27 protein-coding genes and 1 pseudogene are annotated in these 23,611 nt (G+C 67.8%); 24 read left to right on the top strand and 4 right to left on the bottom strand.

Annotated elements, in window-relative coordinates:
• Nucleotides 1–86 precede the first annotated feature (86 nt).
• From STRTUCAR8_RS17615 to STRTUCAR8_RS52535, 17 genes are all read left to right on the top strand, one after another.
• Nucleotides 87–1,460, top strand: coding sequence for a hypothetical protein (locus STRTUCAR8_RS17615; protein ID WP_006377202.1), 1,374 nt, complete (start codon nucleotides 87–89; stop codon nucleotides 1,458–1,460).
• Nucleotides 1,461–1,537: 77 nt separating this feature from the next.
• Nucleotides 1,538–1,858 carry a hypothetical protein gene (locus STRTUCAR8_RS17610; RefSeq protein WP_006377169.1) on the top strand — a complete coding sequence of 107 codons (321 nt, stop codon included), beginning with the start codon at nucleotides 1,538–1,540 and terminating at the stop codon, nucleotides 1,856–1,858.
• Nucleotides 1,859–1,861: 3 nt separating this feature from the next.
• Complete coding sequence (locus tag STRTUCAR8_RS17605) at nucleotides 1,862–2,530, top strand: hypothetical protein (protein ID WP_006377219.1); 669 nt, start codon at nucleotides 1,862–1,864, stop codon at nucleotides 2,528–2,530.
• A 14-nt stretch (nucleotides 2,531–2,544) separates the two neighbouring features.
• Nucleotides 2,545–3,036, top strand: coding sequence for a hypothetical protein (locus STRTUCAR8_RS17600; protein WP_006377209.1), 492 nt, complete (start codon nucleotides 2,545–2,547; stop codon nucleotides 3,034–3,036).
• 79 nt (nucleotides 3,037–3,115) lie between these two features.
• Nucleotides 3,116–3,376, top strand: coding sequence for a hypothetical protein (locus tag STRTUCAR8_RS17595; protein WP_006377235.1), 261 nt, complete (start codon nucleotides 3,116–3,118; stop codon nucleotides 3,374–3,376).
• The gene (locus STRTUCAR8_RS17590; RefSeq protein ID WP_006377239.1) at nucleotides 3,373–4,536 is read left to right on the top strand and encodes a phage tail tube protein; all 1,164 of its coding nucleotides are present in this window, start codon (nucleotides 3,373–3,375) and stop codon (nucleotides 4,534–4,536) included. Before STRTUCAR8_RS17595 ends, STRTUCAR8_RS17590 begins: the two co-directional genes overlap by 4 nt.
• An 88-nt stretch (nucleotides 4,537–4,624) precedes the next feature.
• Nucleotides 4,625–5,029: a hypothetical protein gene (locus tag STRTUCAR8_RS17585; RefSeq protein WP_006377148.1), complete on the top strand. Its 405-nt coding sequence runs from the start codon at nucleotides 4,625–4,627 to the stop codon at nucleotides 5,027–5,029.
• 110 nt (nucleotides 5,030–5,139) lie between these two features.
• Complete coding sequence (locus tag STRTUCAR8_RS52540) at nucleotides 5,140–5,292, top strand: hypothetical protein (RefSeq protein WP_158697411.1); 153 nt, start codon at nucleotides 5,140–5,142, stop codon at nucleotides 5,290–5,292.
• 3 nt (nucleotides 5,293–5,295) lie between these two features.
• Entirely contained in the window at nucleotides 5,296–5,754 is a 459-nt protein-coding gene (locus tag STRTUCAR8_RS17580) for a hypothetical protein (protein ID WP_006377218.1), read from the top strand.
• A 50-nt stretch (nucleotides 5,755–5,804) separates the two neighbouring features.
• Entirely contained in the window at nucleotides 5,805–9,536 is a 3,732-nt protein-coding gene (locus STRTUCAR8_RS17575) for a phage tail tape measure protein (RefSeq protein ID WP_006377213.1), read from the top strand.
• Nucleotides 9,537–9,584: 48 nt separating this feature from the next.
• Nucleotides 9,585–12,998, top strand: a complete 3,414-nt coding sequence (locus STRTUCAR8_RS17570) for a hypothetical protein (RefSeq protein ID WP_006377230.1) — start codon at nucleotides 9,585–9,587, stop codon at nucleotides 12,996–12,998.
• 15 nt (nucleotides 12,999–13,013) lie between these two features.
• Nucleotides 13,014–13,562: a hypothetical protein gene (locus STRTUCAR8_RS17565; protein WP_006377240.1), complete on the top strand. Its 549-nt coding sequence runs from the start codon at nucleotides 13,014–13,016 to the stop codon at nucleotides 13,560–13,562.
• A 22-nt stretch (nucleotides 13,563–13,584) separates the two neighbouring features.
• Nucleotides 13,585–13,839, top strand: a complete 255-nt coding sequence (locus STRTUCAR8_RS17560; RefSeq protein ID WP_006377234.1) for a hypothetical protein — start codon at nucleotides 13,585–13,587, stop codon at nucleotides 13,837–13,839.
• A gap of 97 nt (nucleotides 13,840–13,936) precedes the next feature.
• Nucleotides 13,937–14,836, top strand: coding sequence for a hypothetical protein (locus STRTUCAR8_RS48290; protein WP_006377245.1), 900 nt, complete (start codon nucleotides 13,937–13,939; stop codon nucleotides 14,834–14,836).
• Nucleotides 14,837–14,838: 2 nt separating this feature from the next.
• Nucleotides 14,839–15,105 carry a hypothetical protein gene (locus STRTUCAR8_RS17550; protein WP_006377153.1) on the top strand — a complete coding sequence of 89 codons (267 nt, stop codon included), beginning with the start codon at nucleotides 14,839–14,841 and terminating at the stop codon, nucleotides 15,103–15,105.
• A 14-nt stretch (nucleotides 15,106–15,119) separates the two neighbouring features.
• Complete coding sequence (locus tag STRTUCAR8_RS17545) at nucleotides 15,120–15,467, top strand: hypothetical protein (RefSeq protein ID WP_006377229.1); 348 nt, start codon at nucleotides 15,120–15,122, stop codon at nucleotides 15,465–15,467.
• Nucleotides 15,468–16,134: 667 nt separating this feature from the next.
• A complete protein-coding gene (locus STRTUCAR8_RS52535) occupies nucleotides 16,135–16,287 on the top strand; it encodes a hypothetical protein (RefSeq protein WP_006377154.1) in 153 nt (50 codons plus the stop codon).
• 471 nt (nucleotides 16,288–16,758) lie between these two features.
• On the opposite strand, the gene STRTUCAR8_RS17535 is transcribed toward STRTUCAR8_RS52535, so the two are convergent.
• The gene (locus tag STRTUCAR8_RS17535) at nucleotides 16,759–16,941 is read right to left on the bottom strand and encodes a hypothetical protein (RefSeq protein ID WP_006377227.1); all 183 of its coding nucleotides are present in this window, start codon (nucleotides 16,939–16,941) and stop codon (nucleotides 16,759–16,761) included.
• 130 nt (nucleotides 16,942–17,071) lie between these two features.
• Here STRTUCAR8_RS17535 and STRTUCAR8_RS17530 point away from each other — a divergent pair, with 130 nt between their 5' ends.
• From STRTUCAR8_RS17530 to STRTUCAR8_RS17520, 3 genes are read left to right on the top strand one after another with little or no spacing between them, the layout of a single operon-like run.
• Complete coding sequence (locus STRTUCAR8_RS17530; protein ID WP_158697410.1) at nucleotides 17,072–17,584, top strand: hypothetical protein; 513 nt, start codon at nucleotides 17,072–17,074, stop codon at nucleotides 17,582–17,584.
• Entirely contained in the window at nucleotides 17,584–17,787 is a 204-nt protein-coding gene (locus tag STRTUCAR8_RS17525) for a hypothetical protein (protein WP_006377215.1), read from the top strand. Before STRTUCAR8_RS17530 ends, STRTUCAR8_RS17525 begins: the two co-directional genes overlap by 1 nt.
• Nucleotides 17,788–17,819: 32 nt before the next feature.
• Entirely contained in the window at nucleotides 17,820–18,101 is a 282-nt protein-coding gene (locus tag STRTUCAR8_RS17520; RefSeq protein ID WP_006377158.1) for a hypothetical protein, read from the top strand.
• Nucleotides 18,102–18,347: 246 nt separating this feature from the next.
• Here the strand turns inward: STRTUCAR8_RS17520 and STRTUCAR8_RS17515 are convergent, their stop codons facing one another.
• Complete coding sequence (locus STRTUCAR8_RS17515) at nucleotides 18,348–18,527, bottom strand: hypothetical protein (RefSeq protein ID WP_044472376.1); 180 nt, start codon at nucleotides 18,525–18,527, stop codon at nucleotides 18,348–18,350.
• Between the two features lie 180 nt (nucleotides 18,528–18,707).
• Here STRTUCAR8_RS17515 and STRTUCAR8_RS17510 point away from each other — a divergent pair, with 180 nt between their 5' ends.
• The 3 genes from STRTUCAR8_RS17510 to STRTUCAR8_RS17500 are packed head-to-tail and all read left to right on the top strand — an operon-like array spanning nucleotide 18,708 to nucleotide 20,836.
• A complete protein-coding gene (locus tag STRTUCAR8_RS17510) occupies nucleotides 18,708–19,901 on the top strand; it encodes a helix-turn-helix transcriptional regulator (RefSeq protein WP_044472375.1) in 1,194 nt (397 codons plus the stop codon).
• A gap of 57 nt (nucleotides 19,902–19,958) precedes the next feature.
• Entirely contained in the window at nucleotides 19,959–20,423 is a 465-nt protein-coding gene (locus STRTUCAR8_RS17505; RefSeq protein ID WP_241784691.1) for a hypothetical protein, read from the top strand.
• A complete protein-coding gene (locus STRTUCAR8_RS17500) occupies nucleotides 20,420–20,836 on the top strand; it encodes a hypothetical protein (protein WP_006377211.1) in 417 nt (138 codons plus the stop codon). Before STRTUCAR8_RS17505 ends, STRTUCAR8_RS17500 begins: the two co-directional genes overlap by 4 nt.
• Before the next feature lie 291 nt (nucleotides 20,837–21,127).
• Here STRTUCAR8_RS17500 and STRTUCAR8_RS17495 read toward each other — a convergent pair whose 3' ends face one another.
• Together STRTUCAR8_RS17495 and STRTUCAR8_RS17490 are read right to left on the bottom strand one after the other, a co-directional pair.
• The gene (locus tag STRTUCAR8_RS17495) at nucleotides 21,128–21,370 is read right to left on the bottom strand and encodes a helix-turn-helix transcriptional regulator (RefSeq protein WP_006377236.1); all 243 of its coding nucleotides are present in this window, start codon (nucleotides 21,368–21,370) and stop codon (nucleotides 21,128–21,130) included.
• Nucleotides 21,371–21,673: 303 nt separating this feature from the next.
• The gene (locus STRTUCAR8_RS17490; RefSeq protein WP_006377179.1) at nucleotides 21,674–23,308 is read right to left on the bottom strand and encodes a recombinase family protein; all 1,635 of its coding nucleotides are present in this window, start codon (nucleotides 23,306–23,308) and stop codon (nucleotides 21,674–21,676) included.
• A 42-nt stretch (nucleotides 23,309–23,350) separates the two neighbouring features.
• Here STRTUCAR8_RS17490 and STRTUCAR8_RS17485 point away from each other — a divergent pair.
• Nucleotides 23,351–23,569: pseudogene (locus STRTUCAR8_RS17485) on the top strand (pyridoxamine 5'-phosphate oxidase family protein); the annotation flags it as partial.
• Between the last annotated feature and the right edge of the window lie 42 nt (nucleotides 23,570–23,611).

Below are 23,611 nucleotides of genomic sequence, written 5' to 3'. Positions count from 1 at the left end.
GCAGAGATGGTCACCCGGCCCCGCCCACACCCTCCTCGTGGCGCGGGGCTTCTCCATTCCCAACTGCCGAGAAAGGCAAGCTCGCCATGACCGCTGGTGACCTCCGCGAGGCGCTGACCGCAGCCGGTGCAGCCCCCCTCATCAACAAGATCATCGACCCGATGCTGCTGGAGTACCAGCGGCGCTACTCCCCGCTCACCCGGGCCATCCAGACCCGCAAGTGGGACTCCACGGTCTACTACTTCAACCAGCGCACCGCCCGCGCGTCCGGCGGCTTCGTCACCGACGGCGGCGCCCGCCCCGTCTCCAACAGCACCTACGCGCAGAACCAGTTCACGATCCGCAACATGCAGTCCGTGGGCGCGGTCACCGGCTACTCCCAGGCCGTCACCCGCCAGCTCGTCGGCGACCTGCGCCAGCAGGAAATCGAAGGCGGCATCCAGGGCCTGTACTGGGACATCGAGAACGCCATCCTGTGGGGCAACCAGGGCTCCACCCAGTTCGGCGCCTACCCGCAGTTCGACGGCCTCGACACGATCGCCTCGACGTTCTCCGGCACCAGCCAGAACGCCATCGACGCCGCGGGCGCCTCGTTCTCGCTGGGCTGGCTCGACAAGCTCATCGACATGGTCGAGCAGCAGGCCGCCATGGCCGTACAGGACCAGTCGTGGATGCTCACCATGTCCCCGACCGCCGCATCGAAGGTCCAGCAGCTCGTCGTCGCGAACCAGCGGTTCGTCGACAAGGTCGAGGTCGCGGCCGGCCTGAACGTGCTGACCTACCGCGACATCCCGATCATCAAGACGTCGTTCCTGTCGGCGCGCGCGTTCTCGATGGGCACGGTGACGACCGCGACCGCGACGACGGGCGGCAGCCTCGCGGCGGCCACGTACTACTACCAGATCGTCCCGGTCATCGCCCGCCAGGGCGAGATCCTGCCCTCGACCGAGGTCTCCCAGGCCACGACCGGCGCAACGTCGACGGTCACCCTGTCGTTCTCCACCCCGTCCGGCCTCGACGGCTCGCAGCCGAACCTGTACAAGGTGTTCCGGTCGACGGCGACGGGCACGGAGACGTTCCTCGGCTACGTCGACGCCACCGTCGGTGTCGCCGCGGACGGTGTGACGCCGGTCCTCACCACGAGCATCCTCGACGACGGTGTCACCCTCACCCCGAAGAACGGTGCGACCGTCCCGGCCGTCGTGCCGTCGACCTACCAGGGCACGAACACGTCGATGAAGCCGCAGGCGGCCGGGTCGGAGAACATCTACCTGATGGCCCGCGACCCGAACTTCATCGTCCGTCCGTACGTCCGCGAGCTGACCCCGCTCGATGTGTACCCGACCACGTCGAGCCCCGACTCGCTGCCGTTCGCCATCGCTTCGGACACCTGCCTCGCCGTGCGGGCGCCGAAGTACCTGGGCCGGATCAGCCGCGTCTCCACCGCCCTGTCCAGCTGACCGACGAGACTCCGGCGGCGCGCGGGACACAGGCCTTCCGTGCGCCGCCGGGCTCCGACATCGAAGGGAGCGCGCGCATGCCGCTCATCCGTAAGGAACATGCCGGGAACGACTCGTTCGGGAACTCCTGGCCGGAGGACGGGGCGGTCGTCGAGGTTGCCCCCGATCACGCTCAGGCGCTGCTGGCCATTGGTGACGGCGGCTTCAGCGAGGTCGCCCCGCCCGCCGCGGAAGACCCGGACCCCGATACCCCTCCGGCCACCCCTGAGGCACCCGAGGGGGAGAAGGAGATCTTCGAGGTCGACCCCGAGGCGCCCGAAGGCGAGCCGGCGGCCAAGTCCCCCGCGAAGAAGACAGCGGCCCGCAAGACGGCCGCCAGCAAGCCCGTCGAGGAGTAGCCCATGGCCGCGGACTCACCCGTCCCGCTCGCCACCAGCGCGGACATGCTGGACGGGCAGTTCGCGGACCTGGTGCGCGACTACAGCGCCCCCGACCTCGACCAGATGATGATCGAAGCCACCCGCATGTGTGAGGGAATCGCCGGACGACGGCTCGCCCCGTTCACAGGCGTCCCGGAAACCCACCGGGCGACGGGCATCGACCCGGACGAGTACACAGATGCAACGACGCTCCCCATGGACGTCGTGAGCACGCTCGGCACGTCGTACGCGAACGCGCTGGGCTCCGGGGATCAGGTGCGGCACTGCTGGCTGAACGAGTTCGCGGCCCGCTACCCGGAAATGTGGACGTACTCCAACGTGCAGGTCACGCTGGTGCGTTCGTACGGCGGGTCGCAGGCGCTGGGGCCGACGAGCATCATCGGCGCCGAGCCGGACTCCGGTCACATCTGGTTCACGCTCGGCACGTTCCTCCCGCTCGGCTCCCTGATCCGGGTCACGTACGACGGCGGCTACACCACCGTCCCCGCGGACCTGGTGCGGGCGGCCAAGCTCCAGGCTGCTGTGCTGGCGCTCGGTGAAATCGACCCGGGCGGCACCCAGTTCGGGCACGATCCCGGCGCCCTCAGTGAGCAGGCCGAAAAGATCCTCTGCCGCTACCAGCCCACCTGATCGGAGGTGTCCTGGTGAGTTCAGCGGACGCCGTCGCACGCGAGACAGCGTGGCTGGCCGGGTACGACGCAGGCGACGGGCTGCCGGGGCTCCTCAAGGCGTACGGCGGCCCGTTCGACGTGGTGCAGGCGTACGTGCCCCGCACCGGGGCGCAACGCCAGGCCCGCCTGTATGTGACGCGGTCGCAGTTGCGCGTGGAGAGGTTCGGCTTCAACCGGAAGATCAACCACCACACGTTCATGCTGCGCCTGTACTGGCCGCAGTCCTCTCCGACCGGACAGGCCGAGTCCGTGCAGCAGGACTTCGACACGGCCGTCGACCTCGTCGTACAGCGCATCTCCGGCCTGTTCATGGACAAAACGCACGGCGCCCGCTTCCTGTCCGTCGCCGAGAACCCCAACGACATCGACGTCCAATTCGGCGACCCGGAGGCCTCCATCCAGGCCAAGGCCGAACTCACGGCGCTGATCACCTATCAGGCGGACGACCAGGACTACACCTCCTGACCCGACTGCACCCTCACCCTTCAGGCTCTCGCGCGGCGGGGGCCTTCTTCACATTCCCTGCCCGCCTCAGGAGCCCACCGTGAGCCAGGAGCCCGACACCCCGCCGCCCGTCCGGCAACGCAACACCACCCCCTACCCGTACACCTTCGCCGAGACCGAGAGCGGCCCGGCCTACACGGTGCTCCCCGGCGAGACCGCAGAACACCCGGCGCTCCTCGACGGCTGGACCGCCCTCGACGACGAGCCCGAGAAGCAGGCCGCCGAGCCCACACCGAAGCCCAGCAGGAAGCGCGCCGCCACGGCGGACACCGAGACCAGTGATGGAGGTGAGCCGCAGTGACCTTGCTCGGACGGCTCGGATACGTCGGGCTCGCCAAGGAGACCGTGCAGGGCACCTGGGTGACGCCCTCCTACTACCTGGCCTGCACGAAAATCGACTTCGAAATCAACTACGACCAGCTGCGCGACGAGTCGTACCGCAACAACGACTCCAACCTGCAAGGCCTCTACCAAGGCGCTGGGGACTCCTCGGTGGACCTGGAGTTCAACGGCTACCCCGACGCGCTCGGCTACGCGCTGCGGATCATCGGCCCAGACACCGTGTCGGCCGGCGTGTCGACGACCCTGTCCGCATCCACCACCGCAGGTGCCACGTCGATCAGTACGGCGGCGACCATTCCGGTCGGCTCCACCATCATGATCGACACCGGCGCGAAGATCGAATATGCCACCACTGGCACCCCCACCGGCTCCGGCCCGTACACGATCCCCATCGCCACCCCGACGACGGGCCTGACGTACGCGCACAACTCCGCAGTGGCCGTGCTCTCCCAGACGACGCACACCTTCAAACAGTCGTCGACCGTCGCGAAGCCCACCTACTCGCTGACCCAGTCGAACGTCTTCGAGGCGTGGGGATACATGGGCTGCATGCTCTCCGACGTGTCGCTGAAGGTCGACCCGAAGGGCATCGTCACGGTCGGCGCCAAGTACACCGGCTGGATCCCCAGCGTCCAGGCGGGCCCGTTCACCCCGGCGTTCTCGCAGCCCGCGCCGATGCTGGGCTGGCAGTTCGCCATGACGAACGCGGGCGCCACCTCGACGCGCGGTCTGTCGTACGACCTGACGCTGAAGCGCCCGGTCGAGGCCATCCACGCCTCCAACGGGGTGCAGCAGCCCCGCGAGGTGTTCTCCGGTGTCCTCGACGCAGACATCTCGTACAAGGCGATCTACGAGAACGACACCGACTACAACCTGTACCTCCAGGCCCTCCAGGGCAACCCGACGACCATGGCGCTCGTCGCCCCGGTCGGGGCCGGGGTCGACGCGAACGGCTCGTCGCTGACGATCACCACGACACAGGGCGGCTGGAGCAAGGGCAAGCCCGACATTAGCGGCACCTACGTGACCGCCGACTTCGACATCAACGGCATCTACAACGCCACCGACTCCGGCTCCGTGCAGGTAGTGCTGAAGAATTTCACCGCCAGCGCGTACTGACGATCTCCCCGGCCGTGCCCGCGCGTGAGGGCGTCGCGGTACGGCCGGGGCCTCACGCCCTCAACGCCCTCACCCCGCAAGGAGAACCATGTCCGGCTACACCACCCCCTACATCCTCGTACCGTTCCCCGACCTCGGCGACGACGTCAGCGTGCTGATGAAGAACCCCCAACTGCTGCCCCCGGCCGAAATGACGCCGGAGGACGTGGCCCTCGACGCGAACGGCCAGCCCGTCGACCCGCAGGCCGCCAACGAGTCCATGTACAAGGTCATGGCCAAGCTGATCGTCTCCTGGAAGGTGTACGAGGCCTTCACCCCAGGCGACACCCTCGACATCGACCCGGACGCGGACCCCGCCGACGTCCTCGCCTCCCTCGGAGGAGGGGAACAGACCCGCCTCGGGAAGATCACCCCAGAGAACGTGGCGAAACTGCCGCTGGCCATCATCAACCGCATCGGTGAGGAGATCGGCCGCGTCGCGGACCCTCACTAGGCCCGGGCTCCCCGTACTACGAGGACGTCCTCCTGCCCGTCGAGTCCATCATCGAAGGCACCTGGGGCGGGAGCGGGCCGCAGCCGGCGGAGTGGCTCGACTTCGCCCTGATGCGCCAGATGCGCTGGTCGTGGGATGAGCTCCAGCGGACCCCCATGTACGTGCGCCGGTACTGCGTCGACTTCCTCAGCATGGTCAACGAGAACGAGGAACGCCAGATGGAGCGGGACCGGCGCAAGGCGGAACGCGAATCCCGGGGGTGAGTGATGGGTGAACTCCGGCCGGGCGTGTTCACCCGGCTCTTCGCCGAGATCCAGCACGCCGGCCAGATGAAGGCCCACCGCGTGATCACTCAGCTCGCGCTGGCCGTCGAACGCCAGGCGAAGATCAACACATCGGTCGGCGCGCACAGGCGGGGCACCCCGACCCCTGCGAGACCGGGCGCCGGGCCGGCGGTCGTCTCCGGCACGCTGCGCCGCTCCATCACCCACAGCCCGGTCATCTACGTCGGCGGCGGCTGGGAGACGAAAGTCGGAACCGCCGTCGGGTTCACCCCGCCGCACGGGCGCACGCCGGCGAACAAGTACGGCTACTACCTGGAGAAGGAGGGGCTGAAGAACGGGGCCACGTACCCGTTCCTGAAGCCCGCCTTCGACTTCGGCGCGCGCGTCGTCGCCCCCCAGCTGTACCAGGCCGTGTTCCGGCCCGGCTGGCCGCGCATCTGACCCGCTCAACACCGTTCGTCCACCCCTGAGTTCGAGAGGCGGTGGCAGGCGTGGCGGAAATCGCCGATCTCTTCGTCCGGCTCCGTGCCGAGACCGCCCCGTTCGCGGCCGGGATGCGGCGAGCGTCCGAGGAGGGCGAGGCGCTCACGTCCCGTATGGGCGGGGCGACGGCCATGCTCCGCAAGCTCGGGGCCGCCACCACCCTGGTCGGCATCGGGTTCGTGGCGTACGGCGTGAAGGCGGCAGGCGACTTCCAGCAGCAGATGAACCTGCTAGTCACCGCCTGCGGGGAGTCGTCGAAGAACCTGAAGATGGTCTCGAACGGCGTCATGGCCCTGGCCCGGGAAACCGGCACTTCCACCGGCCAGCTCGCCGAGGGCATGTACCAGGTAGAGAAAGCCGGATATCGGGCCGGGGACGGCCTGAAGGTCCTGCGCGCAGCCGCACAGGGCGCCCGCGAGGAGGGCGCGGACCTCAAGGACGTCACCAACGCCATGACCTCGGTGATGGCGTCGTACCACCTCAAGGCGACGGACAGCGTCCGCGTCATGAACGCCCTCAAGACCGCTGCGGGCGAAGGCAAGATGACGATGCAGGAGTTCTCCGCATCGCTGGCCACGGTCATCCCCATCGCCTCCGCGAACAAGGTCTCCTTCGGCGAGGTGGGTGGCGCGATCGCCACCCTGTCCCAGCACGGCACCTCCGCCCGAGAGGCCACGCAGGAGCTGGCGTCGACGATCCGGAACCTGGCCGCCCCGAACAATGTGGCGGTGCAGGAGATGCAGCGCCTCGGTCTGTCCTCCGTCGACGTGTCCACGAAGCTCGGCAAGCGCGGCCTGACCGGTACCCTCGACCTGCTGTCGGAGACCGTCCTCAGCAAGATGGGCTCGTCCGGGACGCTCCTGCTGTCGTCGTTCAACAAGACGAAGCAGGCCGCGCACGACGCCGACGTGATGATCAAGTCGATGCCGCAGAGCGTCCAGGGGCTGGCCAAGTCCTACAGCTCGATGAGCAAGTCCGACTGGACGAAGGCGCTGAAGGGGATTCCCAACAGCCAGCGGAACCTGCTCACTCAGTACGCGACCCTGATCAACAAATCGAACGGGTTCTCGGCCGAGCTGAAGAGGGGCGGGCCGGCCGCCCAGACGTACACCGAGGCCATCAAGAAGATGACCGGCGGCGCCATCGGGTTGAACACGACACTCCAGCTGACCGGGGAGAACACCGAAGGCTTCAAGGACCGCGTCGACAAGGTATCCAAATCCTTCAACCATGCAAGCAAGGACGTCGAGGGCTGGGCGCTCACGCAGAAGTCCTTCAATGTCCAGATGGGGCGCCTGAAGGAAGCCGTCACTACCGCAGCGATCACCGTGGGCGCGAAACTCATCCCGGTCATCCTCAAGGTCGTCACCTACTTCGAGAAGCACAAGGCGGCGGCCATCGCGCTCGCCGCCGTGATCGCTGGCGTCCTGACGGCTGCCGTGATCTCGTTCGCCGCAGGGGCTGTAGTCGGCGCAGTGAAGGGTGTCAGTGACATAACGAAGGGCCTCATCGCCGCCGCGAAAGCAGTGAAGGCCTTCGCGTTGTCCGAAAGGGTTGCTGCTGTCGCCTCGAAGATCTGGGCGGCCGGCCAGGCGATGGTGAACGCGGTGATGTCGGCAAACCCGATCATTCTGATCGTCATTGCGGTCGTCGCCCTGGTCGCCGCACTGATCTACGCGTACAAGCATTCGGAGCGCTTCCGCGCCATCGTGCAGGCCGCTTTCGCCGGGGTGAAGACCGCCGCGCTCGCCGTGTGGCATGCGCTGGGCGCGGTGTGGAACGGCATCGTCGCTGGCGTTACCTGGCTATGGCATGCCCTCGTGGGCATCTGGAACCGCATCTCAAGCGCCACCAGCACCGTCTGGAACGCGATTGCCGGGTTCTTCAAGAAGTGGTGGCCGCTGCTGATTGTGGTCTTCGCGTTCCCAATCGCCGTACTGATCTCGATCTGGAACCACTTTCACACACAGATCACGGCTGTTGCGCAGGCAGTATGGAACGGGATCCTTGCATTTCTGCGCGGCACCTGGAACGCGATTAAGGCTGTCGCATCTGTCGCCTGGGCTGTAATCAAGGCCGTGATCGTGGCGCCCATGGTCGGACTATGGCACTTCCTGCAATCGATCTGGCACACCATTTCGGGCTGGCTGCGCTCGGCGTGGGGCGCGATCCGGGGCGTCGCCTCGTCTCTGTGGGGGTCGATCAAGTCCGCTATGACCGGGCCGGTGAAGGCGGCCTGGAGCGTCATCAGCTCCACGATGGGGCTGGTCAAGTCGGTGATCGGGAGCAAGCTAACTGCGGCCTGGAATGCGGCGAAGGACTGGGGCTCGAAGTTCTTGTGGGTCGGCAAGGACATCGTGATGGGCATCGTCAATGGCGTGAAGAACGCCGGCGGCGCCCTGTTCGACTCGCTGAAGAGTTTGGCCAATGGCGCACTGAAGTCCGCGAAATCATTCCTGGGCATCAATTCTCCGTCCAAGCTGTTTGCGGCGGAAGTCGGAACCCACATTTCGACGGGCATCGCGCAAGGCGTAACGGAAAGTTCCGCACAGGCGCGTGCTGCGGTGCACGGCGTCGCGAAAGGCATGATTGACCAGGCGTCGAAAACTCTCGGGATCGCCTCACCGTCGAAGGTGTTCCGGCAGCTCGGCATCTACGTCAACGAGGGCCTCATCGACGGCCTGACCAGTTCGATGGCGCGAGTGAAGGCGGCGACCCGCCGCATCGAGAGCCTGCTGATTCAGGCGTACAACAAGGTCGCCGACCTGAAAGGCACGAAGGGCGTCTCCAACAAGTGGGTGAAGTCCCACGAGGCGACGATCAAGCGACTGGAGGCGTATGTCGGCAAGGAAGACAGGCTCCTGCGGTCGCTCGCGGCGAAGCGGGACTCCGTCGCGTCGAAGCTGAAGTCGGCGCAGTCGCGGCTCGCCTCCCTCCAGAAGGCCTGGTCGGACCAGGTCAAGTCCGTGGCCGACGGCGTCATGCAGGGCTTCTCCATCGTGACCGACGCCCCGCAAGAGGGGTTCGCGCTGACCGCGCAGGACGTCGTCAACAAGATGCGCGACCAGATGGCGAAGGCCATGCAGTTCGCCGCGCAGTTGCAGGCGTTGAAGAAGAAGGGCCTGTCGTCGGACCTGATCGCACAGATCGCCGCTGCTGGGGTGGACCAGGGCGGGGCGACGGCCGCCGCGTTGGGGTCCGCTTCGAAGTCCCAGATCCAGCAGATCAACGCGGCGAACAAGGCGACGAAGGCGGCGGCGACGAGCGCGGGCAAAGCGGTCGCCGACTCCATGTACGGGTCGGGAATCAGGGCCGCCCAGGGCCTCGTGAAGGGTCTCCAGTCGCAGGAGAAGGCGATCGAGAAGCAGATGCTGCGGATCGCGAAGGCCATGCAGAAGGCCATCAAGCGGGCACTGGGCATCAAGAGCCCGTCGACCGTGTTCGCCGGGATCGGGCAGTGGATTCCCCGCGGTCTCGCCGCCGGCGTGGAGGGTGGTGCGCATCATGCGACGCGGGCTATGAACCGGCTCGCGAGCTCGGTGGCGGGTACGGGCTTCGGCGGCTCGGGGCTGGCTCTCGCGGGCGGCGGGGGTGGTGGCGGGTCGGTGAACCACTACCACTTCACGTTCAACGTGGAGGGCAGCGTCGCCACCGTCGACAAGCTGTCGAAAGAGGTCGAGGCATCGTTCCTGCGGCGCGGCATGCGCAATCCGCTCACCTACCAGCAGTACAAGCGCTGACCTGCTCGTACGGGGCGCCGCCGGGCGCCAAGAAGGAAGGGGTGCCCGGTGGCGAACCCGAAATTGGCCACGCTCGCCGACATGTTCAGCGGCGCGGCCCTCAACGCGACCGTGTGGAACAACTCCTCCGGCCTCCCGAACGTCTCCCTCGACACGGCCCTGGACCGGGTGCAGATCAACTGCACTTCCGGCTATCCGGCGTTCGGCTCGAACGGCCCGTGGGAGTTCACCTCCAGCTCGATCTATGCGCGCGTCAGCCCGGCCCCGATCGGCGCAGGCACCACCCAGACGATCATGCGGGTGGCCCTCGACGCGAACAACCGGGCCAGCCTCTACGCGGATGGCGGGAACATCCTCTCCGCGACCGTCCTCAACGCGGGCGTCGCCACCGACGTCACCATCGGCGCCTACGACGGCTACAACCATGCCTGGTGGCGGATCCGCGAGGCCTCCGGGAACGTCCTGTTCGAGACCGCCCCGGACGGCTGGACATGGACGACGCGCGCCACGATCGCCCACTCCTGGTCCGCTGCCGCAGTATCCGTCATCTGGATCTGCGGCTACTACGGCACCGAAGCCGCAGGCATGGCCGCCTTCGTCGACCACGTGGGCACCACGAACTCCGCACCCGGCCAGCCGAACTTGAACTGGCCGCTCATCGAGGACGGCTGGGGCGCCTACTGGAACGCCAACGGCGGTACACAGCCCTTGGACCGGTATGTGGAGGTCACCGATCGGACGCGGGACGGCGGGTCGATCAGCCGCGGCCGGCAGTACGAGCTCGACCAAGTGCGTTCCGGCGAGGCCGGCCTGACGCTGGCGAACACGGATGCGGCCCTGGATCCGCTGAACGCGTCGGGCCCGTGGTACGGGAACATTCAGCCCTATCAGCCGGTCCGTAAGCGCGCCCAGTGGCCGGCCACCCGGAACTTGCTCGACCAGGTGATGGCGACCGGCGGTGACCTCGGCGGGTTCTCGGGGACGATCTCTGCGTCGACGTCGGACATCTTCTCCAGCACGGACACTTCCGGCGGCGCGTTCACCGCGTCGGCGACTGCCTGGCAGGGCGCAACGGTCATGCAGTTCGCGGTGCCGAACGCCACCGCGTCCCCGACGAGGATCTTCCACACGCCGCGCTGGTCGCCGATCCCCGGACAGGCGTACACGATCCAGCTGCGGGTCCGTAACGTCACTGCGGCGACGTCCCTGTCGGTGGCGGCGCATATCGGCTGGTACACGACGCCGGGCGCTGGCGTCACCTCGTTCACGTACGGGGCGACGAGCGTCCTCACGGGTTCGACGACGGCCGCGTGGACGACGGTCACGGTCACCGCGACGGCTCCGGCGAACGTGACGGGCATGAACGTCGGGGTGTCGACGGCCGCGACGGCTGCCGCGACGTGCAATGTGCAGGTCGACGGCGTGCAGTTGGAGAAGGGTTCGACGGCCACGACGTGGCAGGCACCCGGCGTCTGGTTTCCCATGTACGCGGGCTGGACGGAGCGCTGGTCGCCGCAGTGGGACATGCAGGGCACGTACGGCACGGTGCAGCCGACGGCGGTGGACACGTTCTCCCTGCTGTCGCAGCAGCAGTTGTCGGATCCGCTCACCCAGGAGATCAACAGCAACAGCCCGCGGTTCGTGTACAAGCTGGACGATCCGAGCGGCTCGGTGGCGGTCACCGACTGGACGGGCAACAACCCGGCAGCCCAGCTCGGGATCAGCAAGTACGGTGCCGGGTCGATCGTCTTCGGTAACTCGATCACGTCCACGGACCCCACCGGCGCGTACACGGGCAGCTCGGGAACCGTCTCCACGGTCAACAACTCCAACCCGGGAACCAACCTCACCTCGGGCGGTGCCACGTTCATCAAGCTCGGCTCGGCGGGCATCCTGGGGCCTGCGGACATGAGCGCCTGGACGCGGATGATCGCCTTCAAGTACACGGGGCCCACTCCCGCATCGGCAGCGGTGGTCTGGTCGGGGTTCGACCGACAGCGCTCCGGAGGCAACCCGAGCGGTTCGATGATGTACTGGCGGATCGCCTCCGACGGGAAGATCGGGCTGGTGCTGCGAGGGCCTGCGACCGGCGGCCCGGGTGTCCTCTTCGAGCAGGGCACGACCGCTCTCGACGGGAACTGGCATCTGGCGTTTGCCGCCTACAGTCGGTCTGGCGCTCTTCTGCGCGTCAACATCGACGGCGCGACGGCGGCCTACAGCAGTTTCGATCCGACCCTCGAACCAAGCGGACTGATCAGCGACAACGTCGCCGCCTACGTCGACCCGACGGTAGGCAACGGAACCACCTACAACTTCAAGGGGGACATCAGCTTCGTCGCCGAGTTCCCCAGCCAGTTGTCGACCACGGCCATGTTCAACATCTACACGGCGTGGAAGTCGGCATGCACGGGCGAGTCGTCGAACGCCCGCTACTCGCGGATCCTCCGGTACGCCGGATACTCGGGGTTCACCTCCATTGGTACAGGCCTCACCACCTCGATGGGCCCGGCCGCGATCGACGGCCAGGACGCCATGTCGGCGCTTCAGAGTGTGGTGGATACGGAGAACGGCGCCCACTACGTCGACCGGGCCGGGGTCATCACCTTCAAGGCCCGCTCGGCCCGCTACAACTCCCTGACCCCGATGTACACGTTCGGGGAGAACGCGGGCGAGTACCCGTACGAGGACTGCACCCTCGACTTCGACTCGACACACCTGTCGAACCAGGTCACGGTCACCCAGGAGGGAACGGGCCAGAACTTCTACGCGACGGACGCGACCAGCCTCGCGGACTACTTCCCGCGCACCATGTCCCGCAGCATCAACGCCTCCGACGCGGGCGAATGCCAGGACGCGGCCAGCTATCTCCTGTCTCGCTACCGGCAGCCCGCACAGCGCGTCTCCTCCCTGAAGCTCCACCCCAGCGCGAATCCGGCCCTGTGGCCGGTCTGCCTGAATCTGGAGCTCGGCACGCGGGTGCGGGTGATGCGCCGGCCGCCGAACGTTCCAGCGATCACCGTCGAGTGCTTCGTCGAGAACATCCAGTGGGACGTTGACGACACGGGCGAGGCCTGGTGCACCTTGCAGTGCTCGCCAGCGGACTTGACGCCGTACGGCATTTTCGCCGCCTGGCACACGACGCTCGCCACGTCGCCGGGGTCGGGTGTCACAACGGTCACGGTGAACGCGTCGCAGGACAACACGAATCCGCTCGCCACGCAGTTGGCGGCCGGGCAGCAGATCGTTCTCGGCCAGAACACCGCCAACCAGGAGACCGTCACGGTATCGGCGGTGGGTGCGACGTCGCCCGGCTGGACGACGGCGGTCATCACGCTCACGGCGGCAACCACGAAGGCGCACACGGCGGGCGACCTGGTGAACGAGGCGCTGCCTGCCGGGACCACCGACCCGACGACGTGGGACACGGTCGCCAAGTTCGACTCCATTACCTTCGCCTACTGAACGGAGAGTCAGCACATGCCCCGTACGGTGCCCGCCTCTGCCAGTGAAGCGCCCGGCAACTATCTGACCGGAGCCCTATGGAGCGCCCAGGTCAAGGCGACCATGGACTTTCTGATGGGCTCCGGCACGAACGGCGTGCCCCGCTTCAAGGGATGGGCGTCCTCCTCCCAGTCCATCGCCACCGGCACCACCGATGTCGCGATCACGTTGGACACCGAGGACTACGACTCGGACAACGGGCACTCCACGTCGACGAACACCAGCCGGTACACGATCCAGGTCGCCGGAACCTACCGTGTCGTCGCACTCGGCGGGTTCGCGGCCAACGCAACCGGCAACCGCAAGTTGGGCATCAACATCAATGGCACGGCGGTCCGTGCCGGATCCATTCAGCAGCAGGGGATTGCCAGCAACAGCTGGAACGGGTGCGTCGTCACCGAAGTGGCGTGCTCGGTCGGCGACTACATCGAGATCGCCATGTGGCAGACGTCCGGCGGGAGTCTGTCGACGGCGGCGAGCCTCGGTTTCGGGCCCGCCCTGATGGTCTGCTGGATCAGCAGCTGACCGCACCGACACGAGGAGCGTTGTGAGCACCAGCCAGAGCAGCACCGACTATCAGGTTCAGCTCGACGTCGCAGGCCATGGCGCCCAGCTGTTCGCGGCGATTGATCTTCCTGCGCAGCTCGGCATCACCGACGCGCTTGCCCTGGCTTTCGTCAAGGCCCTTCAGGACTTCCCCTGGCCCGCAGGTACGACGACCAACGTGCAGGTCAACAAGTCTTCGACGACGTCCGTGTTCTTCGAGACCCATCTCGAAACCGACCCGCCTGTCTTCACCTGACCCTGCCGCAGTCCCCTCGGCCCGTGCCTGGCGTGCGGGCCTTTCTCATGCCTCGTGGAGCCCTCTCGGAGCCCTCGACAGAACCGAGGAGTAGCTGATGCCCGAACTGTGGATGCCCGGCGCGGCCCGGCACTCCCTCGGCAACACCGGCGCCATGGACGGCGGTCCCGCCCGCGCCGTCTGGCACATCACCAGCAACGAGCACGACTGGACGTTCACCAACGAACTGGGCTGGTTCACCGGGGGCGGCGCCGATGTGGCGCCGCACCTGCTGTGGGACCCGTTCACCGGAGAGATCGCACAGTTCTTCCCCGCGGACTCCCGAAGTCTCAGCTTGCAGAACGCCGGCTCGGTGCGCACGAACCGGACGGGGAAGTACTGCATCCAGATCGAGACCGTCTTCACTGCGGGCGAGACGGTCGGCGGTAGGACGTACGCCACCGTGCGGGACACCCCTTGCAAGGGTCTGTCCGGCATTGTGGCTTGGCTTCGGTCTCTCGGTATCGCCGATGGGTGGCCGGGTGGTGCGCCTGTGGCGTTCGCCCGCGACACCGTCTCCATTGACACCTGGATGGGTAGCGGTGGCCATTACGGCCACAACCAGGTCCCCGGCAACTCGCATGTCGACCCGGGCCCGATGCCCAGCTTGTTCACCACCATCCCGAACGAGGAGGACGACGTGCCGCTGACCGATGCGGAAATCAGCAAGATCGCCAAGGCGTCGGCGAAAGAGAACTGGGCGTACCTGCTCGACTCGCCGACCGCAGCCGAGGGCACGAACCCGGCGCGGACGGCAGGGACGTTCCTGCGCTACGGCGACGCCAAGTACGCCGCGACCACCGCGCAGATCGGCGCGTTGCAGGGCGCGGTGACCGCGCTCTCCGCTGTGGTGGGCAGCGCGGGCGGGATCACGGCCGCGCAGGTGGAGGCGGCGGCGAAGGCCGGGGCTGATGCGGCTCTCGCCGAACTCGGTGAAGCACTCACGAAGGAGCACTGATCATGTCTGACCTCAACCTCCCCGCCGTCGACACCGTCGTGAAGACGGCGGCCACCTACGGCAGAGACCTCGCCGAGCGGATCATCTGGACGTTCCTCGGCGGCACCACCGCCGTCGTCGTCGCGTCCGGCCCGGCCGACATGTTCCACGCCTCGTTCTGGCAGGCCGCCGGGACGGGCGGTGTTGCGGCCGTCATCTCTCTGGTGAAGGGCCTCGCCGCGCGCTGGCGGGGTGCGACGAACAGCGCGTCCACTGCCAAGGGCGTCTGAGCAAGGAGCACTACATGCCGGACGAGCCGACACTCGGCGAGGTCGTACGCCGCCTTGAGGCCGTGCACCAGAGCCTCAAGGAGGACTTCCGCGACGTCGCCGGGCGGCTCGACGGCAAGGTGTCCATCGAGCGGTTCCAGTTCGAGAAGGATGCCCAGTTGGAGCGCGAGCGCCTGTCGAACGAGCGGATCAAGGCGATCGAGACGGCGCGGGCACAGGAGGCACGGGAGAGGCAGGAGGCGGAGCAGAAGGCGGCCGACCGGCGTGCGGCTGACCGTCGGCTGCTCTTCTCCGCGCTGATCGCCCCGGTGTTGATGCTGCTCCTCACGCTGTATCTGACGAGCCAGGGGGCGGGGACGTGACGGCGGCGCATGCGAGCTGGCGGCAGCAGCGGCGCCGCAAGGACCTGCTGTTCGCTCTCGGGCTGCTGGCTGCGCTGGCGGGGTTGGCGGTGCTGGCGTTGTGGGTGCAGGGTGTGACGCGCGATCTGCGGTCGGCGGTGGAGGATCGGGATGCGCTGGCCCGGCAGGTGGAGCGGTTGGGTGGCACGCCGGTGGCGGGTCCGTCGGGGAGTCCGGGTGTGCCGGGTGTTTCGGTGACGGGGCCTCCGGGTGCGCTAGGGGCGACGGGTCCGACGGGGGCGGTCGGCCCGTCTGGTCCGCCGGGCGCCACTGGTAAGGCGGGCAGCCCTGGCGCGGTCGGCGCTTCGGGTGCGCCTGGTAGCCCGGGTGCGGCTGGTGTGCCTGGTGCTAACTCGACGGTGCCGGGACCCCAGGGTCCACAGGGTGTCCCTGGTCCGGTTTCCACGGTGCCGGGCCCGCAGGGTGAGCGCGGCGAGAAGGGCGACGCCGGAGCGACTGGTCCGGCTGGCCAGTCGTGCGAGGACGGCTACTCGTGGCAGACCCCGTCGTACGATCCGGATGCGCGGGTGTGTCGTCGTGATGGTGCCCCGGATCCGTCGGAGTCCCCGTCGTCGAAGGTTGCTGCGGGGTTGGATCCTCGCCGCTTGCAGTACGCCTAGGGGTCGTTATGCCTGAACCTGCCCCGCGCGAGCCCCGCCGCGACGACACCGCCGCCGACGCCGCCAGCCTCGAACTGATGGGCCGTCTCCCCGAGCAGCCCTCCCCGCAGTGGTCGGGCTTGTTCCTCGAACCGCCCCCGCTGCCGGAGCCTGAGGAGTAGCCGTGCCCCGCATGCTCGCCCGCGTCCACCCCTCCTTCTGCCCGGTGTGCCGTCGAAGCCCGGGCGTGGACTGCCCGGACTCGGGTGTGGATGGGAAGACCCAGCGGTCCCGGGAGAAGCGGGAGTGGCGACGGGAGGTGCGGGCCGTGATCGCCTCGCGGCTACCCACAGAGTGACAAGGGTTTTCAGTAGCCGCGCGCCCGTGAAGTGATCTACCAGTCTGGGACGAATCAGTAGCTCAGTAGTAGTTCGGCCCCTCCCGCCTTCGGGCGGGAGGGGTCCTTTCGCACGTCCGGGCACCACCCCGGGTTGCTGGCGGACCGACCGGGTGCAGCGTCAGCACGACCACGGTAGGGCGCCACGTCCCGTACGTCTCCCCAGGGCTGGGGGATTCGGCGGATTCCTCCGCCGCTGGCGTCTCTTGGCCTCGCCTTCCTCCGGGAGGGCGAGGCCGCTTTACTGTGCGCGGGGTCAGGTGGCGGCGGGCGGCTCTCCTGCCTTGGCGGGCGTTGAGGCGTACCGGTGGAGCGCAGTGACGACGACGTCAGTGATGGTCCTGCCTTCTGCTGCCGCTTTGGTCTTGACGGCGTCCCAGACACCGTCGGGTACGCGGACGTTCCGGATAGGTGTCTCTCCGGTCTTCGGCCGGGCCATGCGGTCACCCCCTCATCTGTAGGTACAGAAACTAGCATCCATCTTGGAAGACGGCTTGACAAGGGGTGGAGTGTGCGCGCATTCTGTAGGTACAGAAACTTGTGACAAGCAGGGAGAAGTAGTGAGCGTCATGACCGAGAACAAGCCCGAGACGTTCGAGCCCGTCGACTTCAGTAACGTGCACGAGGGCGACCGACTCCAGTTCGTCACCGCCAACAACGGGTTCGATGGCGGTGACCAGGTGTGGCGCACCGGAAGGGTCACCAAGGTCACCGCCAAGACCGTGACCGTCGACTGCGACTCCAGCCTCCTCGGTAGGGGTGCTCGTCTACGTCGGGCCGACTGGCCCTACCGCTGCGTGAGCAAGGCCGTCGCCGAGCAGCCTGCCCGACAGTCGAACGACGCCGAGGGCGCCAAGGTCGATCTGGATGACGGCTACAGCACCTGCGTGTACTGCGGCTTCGCAGCGAAGACCCGCACGGACGGCACCATGCGCAAGCACCGTGTCGCCAAGGACGCGGGCCGCATCGGTTCCAGCGGCTCCCTCCCTCAGGACCCGCACGGCCCCATCTGTCAGGGCTCCGGCCAGAAGATGGGCCGCTGGGTCATCGACAGCAACGGCTTCCTCGCGCAGGAGTGGTGATGACCGAGACCCCCGTCTCCCGCGAGGCCGCCCTGACCGGAGTCCTCCGCGCCACCGACCATCGTGACGCCTCGGCGAGCTCGGACACCGGCCGCAGCGTCCGCCCGGTCATCGAGCACGCGCTCACCGTCTACTACGACGGGAACGCCGAGCTTGCCCGCACCCTCATCGATCGCCTGATCGCCGAGGGTCAGAGCCGCTGAGGTCCGTCCACCGTTCACCAAGGAGGAATCCCATGCTCTCCACCGTCATTCGCCCCAACCCGACCACGCCGGGCGACTACCACGAGGCCCTGGTCCACCACATCGGCCACGACCTGGCCGTGCGCTCCAACATGCAGGAGTTCCAGGTCGTTGTCGTGCAGTGCGTGTCCGATGACGGCCGGGTGTCCCTCACGGTGCGTCCGGACGAGGTGCCGGTCGACGAGGCGCGGTGGCGGCCCCACCTGTACGCCCCGCTGTTCTTTGCGGGCCGGTCGGTGGGATGCCGTACCTGCCAGATGCCGGTTGCTCGGTGACGAGAGCACGGAACGGTGCCCCGGCTGAGGTAAGCAGCCGGGGCACCGCCGTACACTCTATGCAGGCGCTCGCGCCGCTGGACTCCCACCCACACAGCAGGGGCGTCCAGGGATGGGATGCCGGGGCGGCCCTACGGGGCGGAACCCGGCGAGGCTGCCGCAGTACGGCCTGAACGCGGACCCTGCCGCCCCGCCCGTAGGAAGCTGAAGCCCCATCGCCTTCGTGGCGGTGGGGCTTCGGCGCGTTCACGCCGCTTCCGCGACCCCCGTCCGCACTGCCTCCGCCCACTCCCCGAGCAGCGCCTCATACTCCCGGCGTTGCCCGTCCGTCAGCTGCCCGCCTGCCCGCAGCCACAGCGCGCGGATCTGGTCGTTGATGGCGGCAGCAGACCGCGCGGAACCAGGGGCGAGGTCGTCGGGAGGCATGCAGCCAGGATATCGAGCGAACAGGCCGGAAACTCATGGCCGGCCACTCGGAGGCCTCACATAAGGAAGGTCCCGCCCCATACCCTGACAGTGTCGAAGCTGTTCAGAGATAGGGGCGAGACCGTGCCTGCTGATGCTACCCCGGACCCGTACGCTGACCCATTGAAGTTCGGCCAGAGAATGCAAGTCCTCCGCGAACGCCGCGGCATGAGCCAGGTCCAGTTGGCCGACCTGGTGGGCATCTCCCCACACACCCTCCGGAAGATCGAGAACGGGCAGCAGAAGGCGCCCGGCCTCGAGATGGTGATGCGGATCGCCGAAGCTCTCCGCGTCCGTGACCTCGCCGATCTGACAGGCCACCCCGACATGCACGTCGACCTCTTCATCGGCCCCGGGCACCCGCGCCTGGCCGCGGTCAAGGCCGCCATCGACAGCTTTCCGCTCACTTCGAGTGTTGAGCCGCCGCCCGTCGCCCACCTCGAAGCGCGTCTGCATGCCGCGTGGAAGGCCCGGCATGAGGCAGGCAATCACCGCGAGGTGATCGGGAAGCTGCTGCCCGACCTCATCCGCGATGCGACCGCCCTGGTACGGCACGCCGACACCGCGAACGACCGACGTCACGGCCAAGGCCTGCTCGCCCAGACGTACTCGTTGTCACAGTTCTTCGTCGCCTACCAGCCCGACTCGAGTCTCCTGTGGCGTGTCGCAGAGCGGGGCATGGTGGCCGCCCAGGATTCGGGCGACCCGCACACGATCGGCGTCGCAGCCTGGCTCCTCGCCCAAGCGCATCGTGATTCCGGCCGTCACCATTTCGACGCGGCGGACGCCGTCAACTTGGAGGCGGTCCGCTTCCTCGAGCCGCTGCTGCCCGATGCGGATGATGATCTGCTGGCCATCGCGGGGGCGCTCCGGTTCGAGTTGGGCTACACGGCGGCCCGCCGACGGGAGACGGGCACGGCGTGGGGGCATTGGGACAAGGCGCGGACCATGGCGGAGCGGCTGCCTGCCGACTACTACCATCCCGTGACGTCGTTCTCCCGGGCCATCATCGGTGCGCACGCGGTGACCGTCGCCGTTGAGCTGCACCAGGGCGGGGAGTCTGTGCGGCAGGTTGCTCGAGCGGATGAGTCGGTCATCAAGTCGAAGCCGCGGCGGGCCCGTCATCGGATTGAGGAGGCTCGGGCGTTCCATCTGGACGGGCAGCCGGATGTGGCGATCGCGACCCTCGCGAAGGCGTACAAGGCGGCACCGGAGACGATCAAGTACAACGGGTATGCGCGTGCCATTCTCCTCGAGGAGACGGAGTCGACGCAGGCTCCTCGTCGGCGGCGTGCGGCTGAGCTGGCGGCGGAGATCGGCATCCTGGCTGCTTGAGGGCACCGACCGGATTCCGGTCGGCGACGCCTTGGGGCCGCACCTACGGTCACTGATGTGAGACAGATCACCGGGGCTGCGGAGCACGTCAAGGCTGGGGACGCATGGCTCGCCGACTGCTCGGCGCGCCCGGACCTCGCACGCCAGGCATGGGCACTGGGGGCCCTCGCTCCACTGAGGAGCGGCCCCCACTGGCTCGTCGCCGAGTCGATGCTCACCGACGGCATGGAGGCCCTGAGCCGCATCCGCCAGGAGCGCCGCGGCCCGGTCCTCGTCGACCCGTTGCTCGAGCGGGCCTGGTGGCTGCTGCCGACCGGTTCCGACGGGACGCTGACCCACGTCCGCCACGTCCTGGTGCAGCCCGCGGGTACGCCACTGCACTGCCCGCCAACGGGGCGGCAGGCGTGCGGCCGTTTCTGGCTGCACCGGCCCGACGGTTCTGGTCGCCTCACTGACCCTGCCATTCTTGCCGCCGCGCTCGGCCCGGTCGGCAACCCGCTCCCCATGGAGGCATCCCGATGACCGAGACGACACCGCTCCTCGACCAGGAGGAGCAGGAGGACACCGTCATCCTGGCGCTCAAGGCGCTGCTCTTCAAGCAGTCGACGCAGCCACGGGACAAGGCCGCCCTACGCGCCCTCATCGAGGAGGAGACCCTCCTCGCCCGCGAGAACGTACGCCGGGCCCTGATCGTGACGAACGATCAGGGCACGCCGGTGGGCTGCGCCTGGGACCGAGTCGCCAAGGAGCGGTTCGGTCTCGGCCTGGACGAGGAGCAGCGCATTTTCCTCGACGTGATTCTGTCGGTGGCGGGCCCGCATCATGTGAATCTGGGCTGGCTGATGGAGGTCGGCGACCGGCGTCTCGGGATCCTGCTGCGTGCGATGACGGAGATGGCGGGCAACAACACCATCGCGATCGGCACGAAGCTCTGAGCCCCCGCCACCGGTGCCTACCCCGACGCCGGTGGCGGGATGTGCCGGCCGCCCCGACGCCCCGTTCGGGCCGGCCGTGGTGGCCCGTCGCAGTGCTCCCCTGTTCTGCGGCGGGTCACCGGAGCGTGGGGTGTGAAACCGGTTGGTCGGCTCGGGCCACAGATGCACGCCGGGTCAGATGTTCACACGGGGCTCACAGGGGCCACGCAGATATATGCACCCGGCACTCTTCCGTTAACGCTGGTTCTGTTATTGACTCGGATTCAAGCCGGGCGCCGCTGGGGATGACGGCTACCCGTTGAGGAGGTCGGTGACGTGTACGCGCAGGGCGTGGGCCAGCAGGAGCAGATCTGCATACCGTGGGTCGGTGACCGCATTCTCATACCGCTGAATGGTCCTCCGCTCGACCCCCATGCGGTCGGCTAGCTGATCCTGGGTGAGTTCGGCGGCACGTCTGAGGTCCCCGATCCGGTGGCCGAGGGTGATCTGTCTGGCACGGACCCAGTCGGGTCGGGTATTGCGGCGGGCTGGCACTCGGTAAACGCTCTGAGTGCAGCGATCTTGTGTCAGTACCTAAACTGTCGCTTTTGCTCGACCCGTGGAACGCTCAGCCTTGCGGCCTTCTGGCATATGCCGCAGGGCTACGGGTAGCGTCCAGAAATCGAACGCATGTTCACTCGATCGTGTGAACCACCTCTGGCCTGTGCGTTCCGTTGAACAAGGCGGGCAACAGCACCACGCCCCCACAAGCCGGCCGGTCGTCGCATCGCCCCCCAGGCAGCGGCGATCGGTCGCCGCGCCCCTCGGTTCCGGACCCCCGGACCGAGGGGCGCACCCCTACTTCCAATCGATCTCCACGGTCGACTCGTCAAAGTAGCCGCCCCCCGGCAACCGCCCCCGCCTCGCCGGATGCACCGTCACCGACATCAGGTAGTCGATGTTCGCCCGCTTCCGTGACAGGTCGAAGCCCGGACTGTTCCACAACGCCACAGGATCTTCGGCGCTGACCAGCTCGGCCGCCGGGTTCCGCTTCACCGCCGCCTTCATCTTGTCCTCCGCGGCCTGAAGCCGGGCCCGCGCCGGCCCGGACGCGGCCCGCCACTCCTGCCGGTCCATCTCGCCTGCACCGAACGAGGCGGCCAGCTCGTCGACCCGTCGGCGTGCAGCCCGCATCTCCCCCTGCAAGGCGCGCACGTCGACCGGGTCCTCGCGCGGGCTCAACAGGTCATGAGCGTCCGGCCGGGTCAGGCGGTCCATCAGCTGCATGATCACGTAGGAGTCCAGGTCGGGGAGATCCCGGGTCACGCAGTCCTTAACCCGGCACCGGTACACCGGGCGCGTACCGCCGCCGCGCCGATTCGGCTTCGACGACGCCTTCAACGTCGCACCGCACACCCCGCACAGATAGATGTTCGACCCGAGATGCCTGCGGACGTTCGCGGCCGACGGCTTGCGGGACGGGTCTTCAAGGACTGCCGCCATGCTCCGCCACGTCGCCTCATCCAGGAGCGGCATCCAGTCCGCCCGGCCCACGACGTCCCCGCGGTGCTTCATCAGCCCCGCGTTCCGTGGCCGCAACAGAACGGCCCGCAGGTTGGGTGCACGCTGCTGCTTGCCGTGGCTGGTGACCAGGCCCGCATTTGCCATCTCGTGGGCCAGGGAGTTCAGGGACGTTCCGGCAAGGATGGCGTCCGCGGCGTCGCGCAGCGTCGCGGCCTCCGACCCTTTCTCGAACCTGGCCTCGATGCCGCAGTTCGCGCATACGTGGGTCACCGTCAGCGTGTCCTTGGCTTCGCATCCCCGGCATGAGAGGTTCCGGGTGAACTGGTCGACCGCGCCGCAGCCGTCGCACTGGCGGCGAACGGTGAATCCGTCCGGGCCGGTTCGACCGCAGTCCGGGCATAGCAGGGTGCGGGGGGTGACGCCGTCGGCCTCATATCCGAAGGGCCGCGGGCCGCCCGTGTATTCACCGTGCTCGACCTTCTGATCGCGCGCACGCCTGGCCCGCTCGATCATCCGCTCGACCTCGTAGCGCGCCTGGACGCCGAGCTGCCGGGCGATCATCCGGCCGGTGGCGGTGGACAGGTCGAGCTGGCCGGCCTTCACTGTGCGAGTGTCGATGCCCTTGGGGCCGCAGATGTCGATGTACTCCTCCAGCTCTACGGGCGAGCGGTGGAGCCGGTCGGTGTGCCAGGCGATGACGCAGTCCGCTTCTTCGTCGCGGAGGGCTGCGAGCATCGCCTGATAGTCGGGGCGGCGCTTGCCCGAGTAGGCGGAGAGGTCGTTGTCCTCGAAGACCCGGACGATCTGGTACTCGGCCTGCGGAGTGGAGAGTTGGCCGGCGATGGCGCGGCAGTCGGCGACCTGTCGCTCGGTGGCGAGGTGTGCGCCTTCACGGTCCTCGCTGATCCTGGCGTAGACGAAGCAGCGGATGACCCTGCGGACGACGGTGATTGCGGGTTCGAGTGGCACGGGGCGAGTCTGTCACTCTAGAGGTGTCTTCCGCAGCTATTCGGCGGCACCAAGAAGTGGCGCAACCTGGAGAAGAACCCGAAGGTCGCGCTGGTCGTCGACGACGTGGTGAGCGTGCGTCCCTGGAAGGTGCGCGGCGTCGACATCCGGGGTGAGGCCGAACTCCTCACGGGACCAAACGAGTTGGGCCCGCACTTCAGCGACGAGGTGATCCGGGTCCACCCGAGGCGCATCCACAGCTGGGGCCTTGAGGAGGACTGAGAGTCGTCACCGTCCCGGTCCCGGGGTGAGCGGGACGCCCTC

It is taken from the genome of Streptomyces turgidiscabies Car8 (assembly GCF_000331005.1).
GTDB lineage: Bacteria > Actinomycetota > Actinomycetes > Streptomycetales > Streptomycetaceae > Streptomyces > Streptomyces turgidiscabies.
Note: the sequence above shows the minus strand (reverse complement) of the source record. Positions and strands in the feature narration are given on the sequence as shown.

Excerpts from the sequence above, each read along its gene's own strand:
- STRTUCAR8_RS17615 (WP_006377202.1), top strand. The coding sequence starts at position 87 with ATGACCGCTGGTGACCTCCGCGAGGCGCTGACCGCAGCCGGTGCAGCC.
- STRTUCAR8_RS17520 (WP_006377158.1), top strand. The coding sequence starts at position 17,820 with ATGCTCTCCACCGTCATTCGCCCCAACCCGACCACGCCGGGCGACTAC.
- STRTUCAR8_RS17565 (WP_006377240.1), top strand. The coding sequence starts at position 13,014 with ATGCCCCGTACGGTGCCCGCCTCTGCCAGTGAAGCGCCCGGCAACTAT.
- STRTUCAR8_RS17525 (WP_006377215.1), top strand. The coding sequence starts at position 17,584 with ATGACCGAGACCCCCGTCTCCCGCGAGGCCGCCCTGACCGGAGTCCTC.
- STRTUCAR8_RS17510 (WP_044472375.1), top strand. The coding sequence starts at position 18,708 with ATGCAAGTCCTCCGCGAACGCCGCGGCATGAGCCAGGTCCAGTTGGCC.
- STRTUCAR8_RS17610 (WP_006377169.1), top strand. The coding sequence starts at position 1,538 with ATGCCGCTCATCCGTAAGGAACATGCCGGGAACGACTCGTTCGGGAAC.
- STRTUCAR8_RS17535 (WP_006377227.1), bottom strand. The coding sequence starts at position 16,941 with ATGGCCCGGCCGAAGACCGGAGAGACACCTATCCGGAACGTCCGCGTA.
- STRTUCAR8_RS17515 (WP_044472376.1), bottom strand. The coding sequence starts at position 18,527 with ATGCCTCCCGACGACCTCGCCCCTGGTTCCGCGCGGTCTGCTGCCGCC.
- STRTUCAR8_RS17500 (WP_006377211.1), top strand. The coding sequence starts at position 20,420 with ATGACCGAGACGACACCGCTCCTCGACCAGGAGGAGCAGGAGGACACC.
- STRTUCAR8_RS17550 (WP_006377153.1), top strand. The coding sequence starts at position 14,839 with ATGTCTGACCTCAACCTCCCCGCCGTCGACACCGTCGTGAAGACGGCG.
- STRTUCAR8_RS17580 (WP_006377218.1), top strand. The coding sequence starts at position 5,296 with ATGGGTGAACTCCGGCCGGGCGTGTTCACCCGGCTCTTCGCCGAGATC.
- STRTUCAR8_RS17545 (WP_006377229.1), top strand. The coding sequence starts at position 15,120 with ATGCCGGACGAGCCGACACTCGGCGAGGTCGTACGCCGCCTTGAGGCC.
- STRTUCAR8_RS52540 (WP_158697411.1), top strand. The coding sequence starts at position 5,140 with ATGCGCCAGATGCGCTGGTCGTGGGATGAGCTCCAGCGGACCCCCATG.
- STRTUCAR8_RS17585 (WP_006377148.1), top strand. The coding sequence starts at position 4,625 with ATGTCCGGCTACACCACCCCCTACATCCTCGTACCGTTCCCCGACCTC.
- STRTUCAR8_RS48290 (WP_006377245.1), top strand. The coding sequence starts at position 13,937 with ATGCCCGAACTGTGGATGCCCGGCGCGGCCCGGCACTCCCTCGGCAAC.
- STRTUCAR8_RS17605 (WP_006377219.1), top strand. The coding sequence starts at position 1,862 with ATGGCCGCGGACTCACCCGTCCCGCTCGCCACCAGCGCGGACATGCTG.
- STRTUCAR8_RS17530 (WP_158697410.1), top strand. The coding sequence starts at position 17,072 with ATGACCGAGAACAAGCCCGAGACGTTCGAGCCCGTCGACTTCAGTAAC.
- STRTUCAR8_RS52535 (WP_006377154.1), top strand. The coding sequence starts at position 16,135 with ATGCCTGAACCTGCCCCGCGCGAGCCCCGCCGCGACGACACCGCCGCC.